Here is a 15,173-nt window from a genome sequence, read left to right on the forward strand (position 1 = left end):
CCTTGTCCTTGTCATGCCGGACGCGTTGCGATGGGGGTTCCTGCTGTCAGGTAGCGGAGAAGTAGTGGCCGTTGTCCAGATCGGCGAGGAGGCGGGGCTGAGCGGGTTCCCAGCCGAGGGTGCGGCGGGTGATGAGGTTGGACGTCGGGTAGCTCTGCGTGGCGACGTTCGTGAGGAACCCGAAGTATCCCGGCAGCATCAGCTCGTCCAGGGGGACGCTCACGGCGGGCACGCCCAGGCGGCTGGCGATGGCTTCGGCGATCTCGCGGAACGGGATGCCTCCGTCCTCGACCGCGTGCCAGTAGCTGCCAGCCGGGCCCTTCTCCAGCGCCAGGCGGAACAAGGAGGCGGCGTCACGGGCGTGCACGGCGTTCCACCGGTTCTCGCCGTCTCCGGGGTAGCCGGCGAAGCCCTTCTCCTTCGCGAGCGCGATCAGGGCGGGGAGGAAGCCCCCCTGGTCGGTCGTGCTGTGCGCGATGTTGGCGATCCGCACGACCGAGGACCGCACGTTCTGCTCGGCGAGCCCGATGATGGCGGTCTCCACGACGTTACGGGCCCGCAGGGTGCCCTTGTGCTCGTCGCCGACGGGAAGGGCCGGGTCGTCCTCGGTGCCCGGCCGGCCCAGGTCCCTCCCGCTGCCGGGCGAGCCGATGCTCCCCGCCGCGACCAGCGGCTTTCCGGTCCCCGCGAGAGCCTCGCCGTACGCGAGCATGATCGGGAGCTCCGCGGCGGCCACGGCGGCCACCCCGCCGGACGGGAGCAGGTCCTGCCGGTGCGCGACGTGGATGACGCCGTCGGAGTCCGCAGCAGCCTCCTTGAGCCCCTCGAGGTCCTGGAGGTCGCCGCGGCGTATCTTCGCGCCGAGCGCGGATAGCGCCGCCGCTGCGGTGTCCGAGCGGGCCAGGCCGGTGACCTCGTGCCCGGCGGTGACGAGCTCCGGGATGATGTACGAACCGGAATGGCCGGTCCCGCCAGTGACGAAGACGCGCACGGTACTACTCCTTGTGAGTGATGCGGGGGAAGCGTTGGTGGTGCGGGGTGGGCTCAGCCGGGGTGGCTCAGCGGGGGAAGTCGACGCCGAGAGCGACGTCGAAGGTCCCCGCACCGTTCCGGGCCAGGCCCATCAGCAGCGGCCCGACCCCTTCCAGCCAGCGGGCCATCTCCAGGCCGCCGACATCGAGGGGACGCAGCCCGAGGCTCTCGATGAACGCCGACACGCTCGCCTTGGCCCGTGCGTCGTCTCCGGCGAAGAACACGTCCAACGGACGCTCCTGGACCAGGACGTGGCCGAAGACGGTGTTGAACGCCTTCACGACGTGCGCGCTCGCCGGGGCCGCCTTGACGATCTCCTGCGCACCGGACGTGCCCTCAGGAGTGACAAGCTCGGTGGCGTCGGCGTTGAAGGTGTTGGAGATGTCGATGATGACCTTGCCGGCCAAGGCTTCCCCGTACTGGGCGATGACCGGCACGGCGCTGGCGTACGGCACGGCGAGGACGACGATGTCGCCCACAGGTACGGCGCCGAAGGTCCCCGCCGTGGCCCCGACGCCGAGCTCGGCGGCAAGGCCTTTGGCCTTGGCCGGGTCGCGACCGATGAGTTGGACGGAGTGGCCGCCCGATACCGCGCGTGAGGCGATGGCGTGGGCCATGCCCCCCAGGCCGATGAAACTGATGCTGCTCATGATGAGTACTCCTTTCCTCTGGTCTGAATCGAACGGCTTGCCCGTCCGTCGTTTCTTAGGTGGTCGTTTACTGGCTGGTCGCTTCTTAGGTGGTCACAACCGGCCGGTACGCGCGACCACCTCGGCGGTGAAGTCGAGCAGCTGGTCAAGACGCAGCGGGCGCCGGCCCTTCGACCTAGAGCCAGCCCACCCCGCTGCGGCCGACCCGGCGCATCGCGTCGCTGATAGCGGGCCCGACAACAGGAAGCACGAAACCGAGCTGCACTGCGTTGAGCCTCCTCGGGCGAATCCCTTCGCCACTGTTGATGTCTGACAGCGGCGAGCCGGTGGTCCGTCAACCAACCAGAGCGCACGGCATTCTGTTCGCCGACTTCTTGGTGACCCCCAGGGGGCAGCTGGGTCAGCCCGTGAACTCGTTGACGCCCAGGGCGAAGTTCCCGTGGCCGATCCCGTTGCCGGCGAGGCCTACCGTGAGCACTCCCGCTCCTTCGAGCCAGTGCGCCATCTTCAGGCCGCCGACGTCCAGCGGGCGCAGGCCGAGGCTCTCGATGAATGCCGCCACGTCCGCCTTGGCCCGCTGGTCGTCACCGGCGAAGAAAACGTCGGGCCGGCCGTTCTCCAGAACGCCACGGAAGATGGTGTTGAAGGCCTTGAACACGCTGGCGCTGGCCGGGGCCACCTTGGCGACCTCCTGCGCGATCGAGGTCGCCTCGCTGTGGACCAGGCCGTCGAACGCGGCGTTGAAGGGGTTGCTGATGTCGACGATGGTCTTGCCCGCGAGGGCGTCTCCGTACTGGGCGACGGTCGAAACGACACCGGCGTACAACACGGCCGTGATGACGATGTCCCCGGACGGGACGGCGCCCCACTCGCCCGTTGTCGTGCCGCCGCCCAGAGCCTTGGCCAGGCCCTCGGCCTTGGAGCGATCACGTGCCATGATCTCGACGGAGTTGCCGCCCGCTACAGCGAGCGTGCCGATCGTGCGGGCCATGTTCCCCGCACCGATGAACGTGACGCTGCTCATGAGGTGTGCCTCTTTCTCTGTGCTCGAGGCGCCTGTTCTCCAGGCGCCGCTCTGACTTGTTGGTGCGTGGTTCAGATAGCGGTGGTGCCGCCGTCGGCGACCAGTTCCAGACCGTTGACGTAGCTGGAGTCGTCGGAGGCGAGGAACAGGGCGATGCTGGCTATCTCTTCGGGACGGCCCATCGTTCCGCGGGGGATGAGGGACTCGAATGCGGCCCTCGTCGCCTCGTCGAACAGCTCTTCCTGCTTGGCGGTGCCGACCTGGCCGGGGGTCAGGACGTTCACCCGGATCTTGCGGTCGCGCAGCTCGTTGAGCCAGACACGGGCCCAGGCCTGCTGGACGGCTTTGCTTCCCGCGTAGAGGCTCCAGCCGGGGAAGGCGCCGAGGGACGCGTTGGAACCGGTCATGAGGATCGAGCCGTGGTTGTTGATCAGTGGCAGGGCCTTCTGCACGGTGAACAGGGTTCCGCGTGCGTTGAGCGAGAAGGCGCGTTCGAACTGTTCCTCGGTGATCTCGCCGAGGACACCAGGTTCGCCGAATCCGGCGCTGGCCCACAGCACGTCGATCGAGCCCTTTTCCCGCTTGACGGTGTCGTACAAGCGCTCCAGGTCGTCCAGGTCGGACGCGTCACCCTGGACGGCGGTCACGTTGCGGCCGATCAGCCTGACGGCGTCGTCCAGCGCTGCCTGCCGCCGGGCCTGGATGAAGACATATGCTCCTTCCTCGACGAACAGCTTGGCTCCGGCCAGCGCCAGGCCGGTGGATCCACCGGTGATCACCGCGACCTTGCCATCGAGCTTTCCCACGGTCACTCCTTTGAATTGATGGGTTTCCGAAACGGGAACGGAAGAGGCCCAATTATTGATGTGCTCATCCTGGTTTTAGGCCTGCCATCAAATGCCGATCCCGAATTCTTGTACCGATTTCTCTCGGCTGTCATGAACGATGCCATTGGCCGGAACGGCTGTCCAATACCTGTTTCAGCCGTGGTGATACCCTCGAGGCATTGCCGGACCTGGAGGCGCTATGGATCTGGACCTGCGCAAGCTGCGCTACTTCGTCGCCGTCGCCAACAGGCTGCACTTCGGCCGCGCCGCCGACGAGCTGCACATCGCGCAGCCGGCGCTTAGCCGGCAGATCCGCGCGCTCGAACAGGATCTCGGCGCCTCCCTGTTCATCAGGGACAGCCACGGCGTCACGCTGACCGACGCGGGCCGACAACTCCTAGACGACGCCGGTCCGCTGCTCGCCTCCGCGCACGCGGTCCGGCGCCGGGTGTCTGAGACCGCCCGTGGCGGCCAGCGGCTGGTGATCGGTTTTCGGGCCGGCATTCCGGTCATTCCCGCGGCGCGGGAGTTCGGTGGCCGCCATCCGGACGTGATCGTGGACGTGCAGCGCATGGAATGGGACGACCAGGTCCCGATGCTGCTCGACGGCCGCGTCGACGTCGGCTATGTACGGCTGCCCATCGACGAGACCGGCCTGCGCCTGACTCCCCTCTACACCGAGCCGCTCATGGTGGCGCTGCCCGCCGATCACCGGTTGGCCGGAAAGGAGGAGGTCACCGAGGACGACCTGGCCGGTGAGCCGCTGATCTGGCATGCCGACGCGAGCACGCAGCCCACCAGGCGCCCGCACCCCGACTCCGGGCTCCGGGTGCGCGGGGTGGAGGAAAAGCTCGAGCACGTCGCGGCCGGCCGCGGCATCTCGTTCGTGGGGCGTTCGGAGACCGTGTTCTACTCACGGCCGGACATCAGCTACGTGCCCGTCTCGGACTTGGCGCCCGACCAGGTATTCATCGCGATGGCGGCGTCACGCACCTCGCCGATGGCCGACGACTTCTTCGCCGCGGCTCAGGCGACGGCTGAGATCACTGCAGAATGCGGGAACTACGAGATGTGGCAGATTGTGACCGACGCCGCTTCAAAGCGCGGTTGAGCAGCTCGGCTGACAACAGGTTCCTCGCTCGACCGGTTGCTTTGTGCTCTGGAGGCCTGCGGGCTTTTGTGACCGCCATCGCCGCGCTGGCCGGAAATGATCCGTCGTAGCCCACCAGGACCCTGGCAACGCGTGTGTCAGCGATCGGTCCTTACCGACAACGGCTTCCCTGTTGAACTGAAGCCGGGCACGAGGAGTGGAATTCGGGCGGGCACCGTCAACTGAGGCGTTAGGGGTTCTTGGTGTTGGTGTCGATGGTGTAAACCACGTCTGGCCCGACGTCATGGCGGGTGATGCCGGGTACGTCCGGGGCGTAAAGCAGTGGTTCGTACGGGGTGCCTTGGACCCGGTCGCGCAGCAGGACGACGCTGCGGATGCCGAGCTCGTGCAACCGATCCAAGGCCGGCTGGCTGGGGAAGGTCGCCATAACGTCGCGGATCGCCTGACGGTTGGGTGTGGTGTAGCTGGCCGCACCGTTGACCATGGTGGGAAACCCGTCGGTCGACCAAAGTAGAACGTGGAGGTCGATGCCGTCGTTGGACGGCAATACCATGATCGGAGCGTGCGCGGAGGCTAGCGCCATCGCGGCCGGTGCGGCTGGGGTTCGGGGGTGGCCCAGGTCAGGCAGGCCCTCAGCTAGCACGAGGACCAGCAACGGAACGGTCAGCAGCCGCGCCGCGCTCACCGACCATTTCGGCTTGGCGCCCCTGCGAGCCACCTCGGCCAGGTGGGTAACCAGGCCGGCCGCGAGGATGGCCAGGCAGAGAGTGGGCCACAAGATCAACCGGCCTGGTGTACGGGATCCATCGAACCCAGGCACGTAGAGATAGAGCAGGCGGTAGATCGGCCCGTTCGTGCCCAGCGCGAACAGCACTCCGACGACCGTCCCCAACAGCAGCAGAAGCCGTTGCACCGGTGACCAGCGGGATAGGAACAGGCCGACGAAGGCCAGTAGATACAGTGCATACCCGCATAGCAGCACTTTCTCAGTCGGTACGTCACCAAGAGCGGTGCGGGCGTTGTTGTGCAGGGTGCCCCAGGGCAGCGAGGACTGCGGCGCCACGAGAAGCCCGCGCAGTGTCGGGGAGAAGAACGCGACGTAGTCCCAGTCCCGGGTGACATTTGGGTTGAGCTCGCGCACGTGTTGGTACGCGTACGCGAAGTATCCGGTCACCGCGGTAAAGACCAACCCGCCGATCAGATCACTGACGATCAGCCGGCGGCTAAGGCGTGGGCGGTGGATCAGCCAAGCTATCAGTGTGATCAGGCAGAGGGCGGCGAGGACGTATACGAATCCCAGCCCCACGCCGAAGCCTAGGCTGACCTGCCAGGCCGCGACCAGCCAGCCAGCGAACGCCCAACCCGGCCGGACTCGTTCGGCAAGGTAGCCGCGGGTGAACGAGAGTCCGTGGCCGCGCGCCAGCATCGCCAGGGCCAGAGTGATACCGCCAGTGGAGAGAATATTCAAATGGCCGTCGTGGCCGTAGCGCCAGGGCGCGTAGGCGAGAGCGGCCCCGGCTACCGCGGCGGCGACCTTGTTCGCGCCGAGCTGGCGCAGGAGCGCGTAGCCGCCGAGGAAGGCAAGCGCGAAAGCCAGCACGAACAGGATGTTGTAGCGCAGCACGGCACCGACTACACCGCTGCCTATCAGCCCTGCCGGGGCATAGCCGAGCAGGCTGTCGTTCAGGGCCAGGCCGTACGTGTCAGGATAAAAAGCGTTGGTATCCCACAGGCCACGCAGGCCGTGGGTAAGAGCGTGGCCACCCCATCCCACCAGCCATGCTTGGGCCGTCGGGTCACCCACGTCACCGACGATGGTGTGGGCCGGGTCGGCGATCGGCACAGTCTTGGCGCCGGCAGTGACGATGCGAATCACGTACGGCGGAATCAGCCAGATCATCGCGACAGCGAGGAGCACCGAACCGAGGCTCGCGTTACTCAGTTCCCGCCGATGGTCCCCACGTGTCAGCCAGTCCCTCGTGCCTCGGCCGGCGCGCGCGAGTCGGCCAGGTTGTCCAAGCTCGCTGAGGGTGACGGCTGATGTGGGGCCTCCTGCCGGTGGCTCTACCTGCGTCATCGCATCTACCCCCACTTTTGAGCCGCCGCAGTAAATCATGAGCAGGGCGGCGCATAGAGTCAAGGCATTGATCGATGTCGTTCAGGTGGCCGGGCCTTACGCTGTTTGTCAACGGCGTCTTGTCAGGCGGGAGTCGCGATCGGTGCGGCGGCGAATCTTGCCGCTGTCGGAACAGGGCACGCCAGGGTTGTTGCATGCCCTCGCCCGGGTTCCGGACCTGCGGGTACCTGACGACAGCACCCTGTCCCGGGTACTGACTGGTGTCGACGCGGACGCCTCGATGCTGCGGTGTGCTGCTGGCTGCTCAGCCGGGCGGGTCTGACCGGGGCCGGCAGACGAGTGATCGCGGTCGACGGCAGGACACTGCGCGGCAGTGGGCCGACCGGGGCCCCAGGTGCACCTGCTGGCCGCACTGGACCACGAAAAACAGATCGCTCGAAGCGCTACTGCACCCGCAGGTCTCAGCCCCGCCGGTGCAAATCGACCGTCTCAGCATCGATGCGTACACCGCGCGGCCTGAAGCCGGCCGCAGCGATCGCCTTGCCGAGAGAGTTCTGCGATGAGTACCAGTAGGGGAGGTGCTTTCTGGCGGAGGGTGCCAAGGTGTCTCCGAGGATGTCTTCGATTTCAGCGAAGGTCATCGAGGTCGAGTCGGCCCTGATCGCGCTGAGGTAGTCGGCGAGCGGCCTGTACTTGCCGGCTGGCTCGAACTCCACTTCCGTGTCTGATCGTGGCGATCTCGGGCCAAGGATCTCCGTGACCTCTGGGGGGATCCGTACCGCGTAAAGCCGTCCGGGGCCGCGGTACAGCGCCGTCAGCATGGGAGTTACCGCTTCAGGCAGACGCTGTTCGGCCTGCAGGCTGGCGGTGATGCGGGCGGTTGGGCGGGTGAAGCCAACCAACAGTCGGTCGTTGCTGTAGCCGCATATCGCGTAGACGGCATCGCGGCTGATGGTGCCACCCTGGCGAGCGGCCTCAAGGATAACCTCGGCCAGATCTCGTCGGCTCTCAATGCGAAGCCGATCCAGCAGGTCGTCCACGGTCTCGGCGGTCCACTCTCCAACGCTTACCTCGTCCGCACCCGCATCTATGACGTCATCGATGTCAGAGCGGCTGGTGCCGGCGTCCTTCGCGGAGTTCGGGTTCACCTGCACGTTGAGGGCGTCCGAGTGGTCGAGTAAGTCACTGGGACGCATCAGAAACAGCCTGTGTCCCGTGAGGTCGAAGAACTCTCTCGTCATCTCCTGGCGCGGTCCGATCAAGTCTCCGCCCCGTCGCCACCACCAGTCTTCCTTCTCGTCGTTGGTGACGATAACCAGGTCTAGCTGACGGGTCTTGGCCTCTTCGCATGCCTGGATGTATACGAGGAAGTCGCCTGCGGCGCCCTCCGGATTCTGATCGCTTTTCTCCGCATCCAGGTAACCGGGCGGCACCACCTCGGCTACCCGCTGCTTCCCCTCGTCGATGAGGGCAGACCAGCGGCCGTCGTCGGGGCGCGGAAGCACCTTGCCGTCGAGAAGATCTGTCAGCCTGTGCAGGACAGGGTCCTCGTCGGTCGGTGTGGATGGGTGAACGCGATCTGGCGCGGCGCCGTCGACGGCGGTCCGCAGCTTGTCGAAGATTTGTCCCACGTCGGCGTGTAGGTGCTGCAACTGGGATTCATCCAGTGCGACCTGTTTGGACCAGCTGTCGAGGGCGCGCAGGGCTGCCTGCTGGCTCTTGTCGAGCGCGGTACGTGCATCGTTGTTTGCTTGTTCCGGGTTGCCGATCGCTTTGAGACGGTTGCGGTGAAACTCTAGAATTGCCTGATGGGGTACGACGAGTCGATCGCCGAGCTTGTCGAGAACCGCCAGTAGATCGTTCGTTGTCCGCGGGTTGTAGCGGTACAGGTTGAGAAGCACGTTGGCGTCGACTGCAACCAGCGCTGCGGTGAGCGCTTGGCGCTTCTCCGCAGTGGTCACTACCCGGTAGCCCTCGAATCCGTCGAACAAGCCGGCCATCATTGCCTTCCGCCAGGGTCCTCCGGGGCTGACCAATCTCGCAGCGTGCCGAGGTCATTGAGATTAGCGAATCGCCACGGGTCCTGGGAACTATGGAAATCCGGCGAAAGGTGGGTAGGGCCGGCCGGTGGCCCCGACCACTGTCAACCCTGGCCTGCCGCTGACGAGCTGACGGCGGCGTCCGGTGTCCGGAACCGCTGCAGCCGTCGTGTGAGTGCCCTGTGCACAGGTCGTTGCGGGACAGCATCGAGAGCGCACCGTCGCGTGGCATCTCGGAAGATCGAGACGGCCCCTTTGTCGTACCTGGCTGACCAACTGAGTGACTACGCCTCAGCGTCGAAGATCCGGTGCACGGCGACAGCGCCGCCCAGCGAGTACTGGCCGGTGACCGTCGTGCCGGAATGACTACGCGACGGGCCCTGCGGGCCGCCCTTGACCCCGGAGCCTCTGCGACCCTCGGGCCGGCTATTGCCGGCAAGCCAGGGGTCTGCCGGTGGTGCACGCGCCGCATCCCCACCACGGCCTCGTCGGGGCGTGCGTCGTCAATCCCCGCTTGACGTTGGGAGGGTCTTCACGATCGTCCCTGCCAAGGTCGTCGCCTTCTCTTGAGCCATGGCGGTGATTTCGGAGGCAGAGTTCTGCTTGCGAGGCCAGAGCGTGAGCGCTTCGATGCTGATCAGCAATGATCCATGTGCGAAGACCAGCCGGGCGTCGCCAGGCAGATAGTCCACGCCTGCATCGATTTCCGGGTTTACTCGTTTCACCGTCGCCGTGGTTAGCCGCGCGCTCGTCGACTCGATGGTCAGCGCGCGTGACCCCCACCGGGCAGTCGCTTGGCCGATGTTGAGGCGGAACTCGTCGCTCGGGCAGCGTGCAGTTCGCGCCCTGGTCGCGGCGGCGACGGCCGCAGACGCATCGGGCAGATGGACCACCCTGACGTCCAAGAGGGTCATCGGGCGCTGGATGTTCTGGAAAGACGCGACGGGGTTGACCTCAAGGCCAGCGGCCCAAACTGCATCAAGCTGCAACCCGGCCCCCTTTGCCCGGTCCGGATCGGCGATCAGCAAGTCGCAGGGTTCGTACTGCGCCTCGCCGGTCTCGATCTCTCCCTGCCGGATGTTGTTGCCTACACCGGCCTGCTGGACCAGCCCGCCGATGGTCGCCATCAGCGCCTGCGGCTCGTTGGGTAGAGCCGAGCGCGTGGGGGTCACTGACGGCGGCGGTGCCGACGGGACTGGCTGTTCCACGCAGCCGGCAAGTCCCGCCAATACCAGCACGCTCGCGATGAGCGGTTTTCCGCGCATTCGATCACCCACACTCATGGATCACCCGATTCCATTCGGGCCGCAGCATACTGTTCTCCGCCTTCGACGGCTGCCCGTGCCGTTTGGCGACGACGTGAGGGCGAAGTCGGGGCCCACGCCCGTGACGGCGAGACAAGGATGTAGGCCACCGTGGTGCCGGTGAGCGATGGCGCTGGCGGCTGGTTACCACCTCGGTGACGACCGACACGGGCAAAGGCGGACGCCGGTGAACGCTGGCGGATCGTTCGGCAGCTCAGTCAGTCCGCCTCCGCAGCTAATCGACTGGGGATCGTTCCTTCACACCGAAGGTGTGTGCCCGGTCCACAGCGGACCCGACGGGCACCGCGCGCAGCCGGTGATGTCGCAACCTTGCACATTGGCCGCCGCGTGGATTGAACCCGTACCGCGGAGCAGGTCTGTTCCACGATGTGCGGACTCACGGCGCGGAGATGGGCTTGAAGAGCAGGAGCAGCCCTTTGCCCCACACCAGCCGCCAGCAGTCATGATCTCTTCAGGACGAGGGCAATATGATCGGTGGCCCACGTCAAGGAGGTCAGATGGAGACATGGCGCTTCGTGGCCGCTGTCACGATGATTCTGGCCATGGGCCTCATCGGTGTCGCCCTAGCGACCAACTTTCGAGGCGTGACTGAGTGGCACATGCGCCGGTCGATGGCGACCGCGAGTGTGTTACGGCGAGTTCCGCCGTGGCGCTGGCGTCAGAATGCCCAGTACGACGAGCGTTTGGCGCGTTTCGTTCTGCTGGAGCGGGCAATTGGCGTGATCTTCGCTGCGGCCAGCGTCATGTTCTTGATCGTTCTCGTTCATGGGGTTCTGTCCGGCGAGCCGATGCCGTCGAGCAAATGAGGAAGGCGACGGTCAACAGCGGTCACCTCCTGGACGTGCCGGACAGTAGGGCGACGCAGTCCAAGAGGGTTTCCACAGGTCATCGACTTGCGGAAACCCTCTTTGTGTTCGTCTGGCGCAATCTCTCGCCGTGTGAGGCGCTGCTGGAACCCTGAGGTGGTCTGCCGGCTCAGCGCTTTGGCGGCTCCAGCGCCGGCCTCGCCGCGGAGCGCACAGACGTCGACAGGTGCCCGGCTCGGGCTCCTGATCGCTGCCCCGGGCAGGAGAGCCGGTCATCAACGTCGATGACCGGCTCACTGAATGGACCGCGCTGCGCGTCAAAGGTGAGACCAAGCGATCGGGCTCAGCAGCGCGGTCACACTCGTTCCGGCAGGGTCACGCGGAGTTGCGCCACTTGCGGCCGTTCCGGCCGATGAGCCGGTCGGCGTCGGTCGGGCCCCAGGAGGCGGCCTCGTAGGTGGGGATCGGAGAGTTGTCCTTCTTCCAGTTGTCGATGATCGGGTCGACGATGCGCCAGCACTGCTGCACCTCGTCGCTGCGGATGAACAGCGACGCGTCACCGATCAGCGCGTCCAGGAGCAGACGCTCGTACGCCTCCGGGGACTCCTCGACGAACGTCTGGTCGTAGGAGAACTCCATCGTGGCGGTGCGGACCCGGAAGGAGTGGCCCGGCACTTTGGCACCGAACCGCAGCGAGATGCCCTCGTTCGGCTGGATCCGCAGGATCAGCGCGTCAGCATCGAGGCCGGTGAGCTGGTCGGTCGGGATCGGCAGGTGCGGCGGCCGCTGGAACTGCAGTGCCACCTCGGTGAGCCGCGCCGGCAGGCGCTTGCCGGTGCGTACGTAGAAAGGCACCCCGGCCCAGCGCCAGTTGTCCACGTTGAGCCGCATCGCGGCGTAGGTCTCGGTCCGCGACAGGGGGTCGACGCCGGCCTCCTCGCGGTAGCCGGCCATCAGCTCCTCGCGGGTGCCGCCCCGGGTGTACTGTCCCCGGACCGCGGCCTCGGCGATGTCCCGGTCGGTGGGGAGCCGGATCGCCTGCAGCAGCTTGACCTTCTCGTTGCGGAGGCCCTCAGCCTCGAATGAGGCCGGTGGCTCCATCAGTGCCAGCGCGAGAACCTGAAGCACGTGGTTCTGCACGATGTCCCGCATCGCGCCGGCGTCCTCGTAGAAGCCGCCGCGGCTGCCGACGCCGAGCGTCTCGGCGACGGTGATCTGCACGTGGTCGACCCAGGAGCGATCCCAGATGGGCTGGAAGATTGAGTTCGCGAAGCGCAGCGCCAGCACGTTCTGGACGGTGTCCTTGCCCAGGTAGTGATCGATACGGAAGACCTGGTGCTCGTCGAACGCGTTGTGCACCACGCCGTCGAGTTCGCGGGCCGTGACCAGGTCGCGCCCGTATGGCTTCTCGATGACCAGGCGGGAGAAGGAGCCTTCGCGTGCCTGGTTGAGCCCGACACCGGCCAGTCCGTTGATCACCGGCTCGAAGGCCCCGGCCGGGGTGGACAGGTAGAAGAGCCGGTTGCCGGACGTGCCCCGCTGTGCGTCCAACTCGTCGAGGGTCACCACGAGCCGCTTGTAGGTCTCCGGGTCGTCGTAGCCGCCGGCCACGTACCGTACGCCCCCCTGGAGCTGGCGCTTGCTGGCGAGGGTGCGTTCGCCGAGGGCGCTCTCGGCGAACTGCTCGTCGGTCATCGACGTACGGGCGACACCGACCAGCGCGAACTGGTCCGGGAGCCGCTCGTGCCGAGCCAGGCTCTCGATTGCGGGCAGCAGTTTACGCCGGGTCAGGTCACCGGAGGCACCGAAGATCACCAGTGTGGCCGGCGGGGCACTCCGCTCCTGGATGAGCTGAGATGCGTGGTCCATGGTCTGCGTTCCTCCGGGCACAAGGGGTGTGGGCTTTGGGGCTGTGCTGTCGTGCAGGGATTGTGCGGGCTCTGGCGTTCGTGTCCGGGGGCCACGCGGCGTGGCCCGTTGGTGACGGAGCTTGAGCGTCGCATGCCGGGCTGACGGGTAGACGATTCGGTGCGGTCTGTCGGCGTACGCGGTGGTGGTACGAATGATCGTGGCCGGGCAGCCCGCGGAGGTCAACGGGCTCGCGACGGCGGCGCGGGGGACCGCCAGGGTGCCGGCTGCGGGAGCAGCCCATCGACGAGCAGGGCCGCCGGCTGCCCGGCATGTGATCCGCCAGGTGATGTGCGACAGGTGTCGGCAGCTAGGCGGCAGGTTGCCGACGACGAAGCGCCCTGTCAGGTCGAAGATGGGATACCTGGCCGCGACGATCCCGGGGTGCTCGAGAGCTTGCCCGGACTACCCTCATCGGCGTGCCTGTCGATGACCTTCCGTTGCCTCCTGCGTTCGAAGCGGTCACGGCCTGGGCTGGCACCGGGCGGGTGGTGCGTGCTACCGAGCTGGACGTGGCGACGTGGCGGCTTCCCGAGCAGCAGAAGACCGCACTGGTCTCCTGTGGCGTGCCGCTGATCGATGACCTCGTCAGTGCGGTGTCATTCGACGCAGAGCCAACGACGTACCGGTTGGCGAACTCCGACGACGCGCGCTGGGTGTACGGTGCCGCGCCGGGGACAGGTGAGGTGCGGATATGGTCGCCGGACGGCAGCGCCGCGTTCGTCAACTCGACGATCATCCAGTGGCTGTGGTCGCTGCACATGGTTGGTAGCTGGCTGACCAGCTCAACCGTCATCGACCGCTGGGACGATGACGGACAGGCCGAGGAGCGAGCGCTCGCGGAGCTCACCGACCTGTTGGGACGCATCAGGGACCTTGACCCGCCCGCGTTCGGGGACGGCGACCATGCAACTCACTTCTGGCCCGGGGTGCTCGACCGGTGGCTCTACTGATCGTTGAGGCTGTGCGTCACATCCTGGACGACCCTTCGGGCTTGTCGCCGAGAGCTGCCCACTTCCTCCGCCAAGTCGCGGAGCGAACGTCGTTCGAGCTTTCGGATGGGCCCACAGCCGACGAGCTCCTAGCCGGCGACGGCGCCGTGGTCTACTGCTTCACGGGCCCCGGCTCGTCGCCGGTGGTGCCCGTCTTCCCTGGCGTCGACGCACTGCTCGAAGCCGGGGCGCTCTACCACGATTGCGCCACGTGGATTCCGGTGTCGCTCGATGATGCGCCTGGCCTGGCGGCGGTCGAAGCACACGCGGCCCGCCTCACCTTGATGCGGGAGGCGTGCGGGTACACCGAGCGCTGGTGGGAGCAGGACGGTTTCCGGCTGCACGTCTGGAGAACGTTCGCCGCCGTGTTCCCCGGCGCTGGTGCGCGGTGGGCAGTGTGGGCCCGCGACCATGCCGGCGAGCTGGCCGCCCGATCCTTCCTGACTCAGGCGAGGACGTAGCTGCTCTTCTGGTGAAGCCAAGGCGTGCCGCATCATGCGGAGTACGACACGCTGGCCGAAGTGGATGCTCCTGTTGAGTGTCAAGCTCTCGGCGGGCGGACCAGGCAGGCTGAAACGGCGCTATTCGCGGCCCACCCAGGTAGCGACGCAAGCCTCGTTGCCCTCGGCGTCAGCCAGTACCCACCACATCGGCGCGTGCGCCTCGGAGACGAGGTGGCCGCCTGCGGCCAAGGCTGCGGCGATGCGGGCCTCGGCTTGATCGTGCGGGACGGCGATGTCGAGGTGCATGCGGTTGCGTTGTGGACGCGCCGCTTCCATCTTCTGCAACCCGAAGCCTGGGCCGCGGCGTGCCGGGTCGGCCAGGTAGTTGTCGCCGACCTCGCGGTAACCGAGCAGCGCCCGCCAGAATGGCAGCACCTTCGCGCTGACGAGTACGTCGAGGGTGACGTTGATGAGCTGCACGGCGGTCGGGTCGGCGGGAATGTTCAGTGCCCTGGCGGCGGCCGAGATCTGCCGGGCCAGCCCGATGTCGCGCCGAGACAGGGACACTGTGACGCCGGCGTGGCGCAGGTCGATGTTGAGGTACGGCTGCTCGGTTTCGCTGGCGAGCTCACCGATCTCATCGACGAGCGCGATGCCCTCGGCCAGCGAACCGGTCCGGAAATAGGCCGAGACCACGTGGTACAGGGACCGCCAGTCCTCGACACCGTCGGCCTCGTGGAACTGCCCGGCGGTGATCTGCCCAGTCATGCTGGCGAGGCTAACATCGGCGACGTGGCCACCCCTCCGACCGAGCGGAACCGCGTGCCGCAACCGTCAAGGGTGGCAGCGACCCGGGGACCAGGTGGGGACCAAGGGTCGTACCTCGGCACATGACACGGCAACCGCGCTGCGGGTCGTCGACCTGCGACGGCAGTGCCC

Annotated in this window: 13 protein-coding genes; 4 read left to right on the forward strand and 9 right to left on the reverse strand. The window is 66.8% G+C overall.

Going from position 1 to position 15,173, the window contains the following annotated elements:
• Window positions 1-46 precede the first annotated feature (46 nt).
• From AB0K35_RS23050 to AB0K35_RS23065, 4 genes are all read right to left on the reverse strand, one after another.
• Entirely contained in the window at window positions 47-991 is a 945-nt protein-coding gene (locus AB0K35_RS23050; protein WP_238668630.1) for an SDR family oxidoreductase, read from the reverse strand.
• Between the two features lie 67 nt (window positions 992-1,058).
• Window positions 1,059-1,682: an NAD(P)-binding domain-containing protein gene (locus AB0K35_RS23055; RefSeq protein ID WP_238668629.1), complete on the reverse strand. Its 624-nt coding sequence runs from the start codon at window positions 1,680-1,682 to the stop codon at window positions 1,059-1,061.
• Window positions 1,683-2,082: 400 nt separating this feature from the next.
• The gene (locus AB0K35_RS23060) at window positions 2,083-2,706 is read right to left on the reverse strand and encodes an NAD(P)-binding domain-containing protein (protein WP_363887444.1); all 624 of its coding nucleotides are present in this window, start codon (window positions 2,704-2,706) and stop codon (window positions 2,083-2,085) included.
• Window positions 2,707-2,777: 71 nt separating this feature from the next.
• Window positions 2,778-3,512, reverse strand: a complete 735-nt coding sequence (locus AB0K35_RS23065) for an SDR family oxidoreductase (protein ID WP_238668626.1) — start codon at window positions 3,510-3,512, stop codon at window positions 2,778-2,780.
• A 220-nt stretch (window positions 3,513-3,732) separates the two neighbouring features.
• Here AB0K35_RS23065 and AB0K35_RS23070 point away from each other — a divergent pair, with 220 nt between their 5' ends.
• The gene (locus tag AB0K35_RS23070; RefSeq protein ID WP_363887447.1) at window positions 3,733-4,644 is read left to right on the forward strand and encodes a LysR substrate-binding domain-containing protein; all 912 of its coding nucleotides are present in this window, start codon (window positions 3,733-3,735) and stop codon (window positions 4,642-4,644) included.
• Between the two features lie 229 nt (window positions 4,645-4,873).
• Here the strand turns inward: AB0K35_RS23070 and AB0K35_RS23075 are convergent, their stop codons facing one another.
• From AB0K35_RS23075 to AB0K35_RS23085, 3 genes are all read right to left on the reverse strand, one after another.
• Window positions 4,874-6,562 carry a hypothetical protein gene (locus AB0K35_RS23075; protein ID WP_363887449.1) on the reverse strand — a complete coding sequence of 563 codons (1,689 nt, stop codon included), beginning with the start codon at window positions 6,560-6,562 and terminating at the stop codon, window positions 4,874-4,876.
• 620 nt (window positions 6,563-7,182) lie between these two features.
• Window positions 7,183-8,712: a PIN-like domain-containing protein gene (locus tag AB0K35_RS23080; protein WP_363887451.1), complete on the reverse strand. Its 1,530-nt coding sequence runs from the start codon at window positions 8,710-8,712 to the stop codon at window positions 7,183-7,185.
• Between the two features lie 551 nt (window positions 8,713-9,263).
• Window positions 9,264-10,025: a hypothetical protein gene (locus AB0K35_RS23085; RefSeq protein WP_238668622.1), complete on the reverse strand. Its 762-nt coding sequence runs from the start codon at window positions 10,023-10,025 to the stop codon at window positions 9,264-9,266.
• 557 nt (window positions 10,026-10,582) lie between these two features.
• Between AB0K35_RS23085 and AB0K35_RS23090 the strand changes: the two genes are divergently transcribed.
• Window positions 10,583-10,891, forward strand: coding sequence for a hypothetical protein (locus AB0K35_RS23090; protein WP_238668621.1), 309 nt, complete (start codon window positions 10,583-10,585; stop codon window positions 10,889-10,891).
• Between the two features lie 375 nt (window positions 10,892-11,266).
• Here the strand turns inward: AB0K35_RS23090 and zwf are convergent, their stop codons facing one another.
• The gene (zwf, locus tag AB0K35_RS23095) at window positions 11,267-12,760 is read right to left on the reverse strand and encodes a glucose-6-phosphate dehydrogenase (RefSeq protein WP_363887454.1); all 1,494 of its coding nucleotides are present in this window, start codon (window positions 12,758-12,760) and stop codon (window positions 11,267-11,269) included.
• A gap of 458 nt (window positions 12,761-13,218) precedes the next feature.
• Here zwf and AB0K35_RS23100 point away from each other — a divergent pair, with 458 nt between their 5' ends.
• Entirely contained in the window at window positions 13,219-13,752 is a 534-nt protein-coding gene (locus AB0K35_RS23100) for an SUKH-4 family immunity protein (protein WP_238668619.1), read from the forward strand.
• Window positions 13,753-13,763: 11 nt separating this feature from the next.
• Window positions 13,764-14,252 (forward strand): hypothetical protein, encoded by a 489-nt coding sequence (locus tag AB0K35_RS23105; RefSeq protein ID WP_238668618.1) that lies wholly within the window; start codon window positions 13,764-13,766, stop codon window positions 14,250-14,252.
• 120 nt (window positions 14,253-14,372) lie between these two features.
• Here the strand turns inward: AB0K35_RS23105 and AB0K35_RS23110 are convergent, their stop codons facing one another.
• Window positions 14,373-15,002 carry a VOC family protein gene (locus tag AB0K35_RS23110; protein ID WP_238668617.1) on the reverse strand — a complete coding sequence of 210 codons (630 nt, stop codon included), beginning with the start codon at window positions 15,000-15,002 and terminating at the stop codon, window positions 14,373-14,375.
• Window positions 15,003-15,173 lie beyond the last annotated feature (171 nt).

The organism is Micromonospora sp. NPDC053740 (assembly GCF_040677775.1).
Lineage (GTDB): Bacteria > Actinomycetota > Actinomycetes > Mycobacteriales > Micromonosporaceae > Micromonospora > Micromonospora alfalfae.

What these genes read in the sequence shown, in the direction of transcription:
- AB0K35_RS23055 (WP_238668629.1), bottom strand. Translation starts at nt 1,682, where the DNA reads ATGAGCAGCATCAGTTTCATCGGCCTGGGGGGCATGGCCCACGCCATC.
- AB0K35_RS23060 (WP_363887444.1), bottom strand. Translation starts at nt 2,706, where the DNA reads ATGAGCAGCGTCACGTTCATCGGTGCGGGGAACATGGCCCGCACGATC.
- AB0K35_RS23070 (WP_363887447.1), top strand. Translation starts at nt 3,733, where the DNA reads ATGGATCTGGACCTGCGCAAGCTGCGCTACTTCGTCGCCGTCGCCAAC.
- AB0K35_RS23085 (WP_238668622.1), bottom strand. Translation starts at nt 10,025, where the DNA reads ATGCGCGGAAAACCGCTCATCGCGAGCGTGCTGGTATTGGCGGGACTT.
- AB0K35_RS23090 (WP_238668621.1), top strand. Translation starts at nt 10,583, where the DNA reads ATGGAGACATGGCGCTTCGTGGCCGCTGTCACGATGATTCTGGCCATG.
- zwf (WP_363887454.1), bottom strand. Translation starts at nt 12,760, where the DNA reads ATGGACCACGCATCTCAGCTCATCCAGGAGCGGAGTGCCCCGCCGGCC.
- AB0K35_RS23110 (WP_238668617.1), bottom strand. Translation starts at nt 15,002, where the DNA reads ATGACTGGGCAGATCACCGCCGGGCAGTTCCACGAGGCCGACGGTGTC.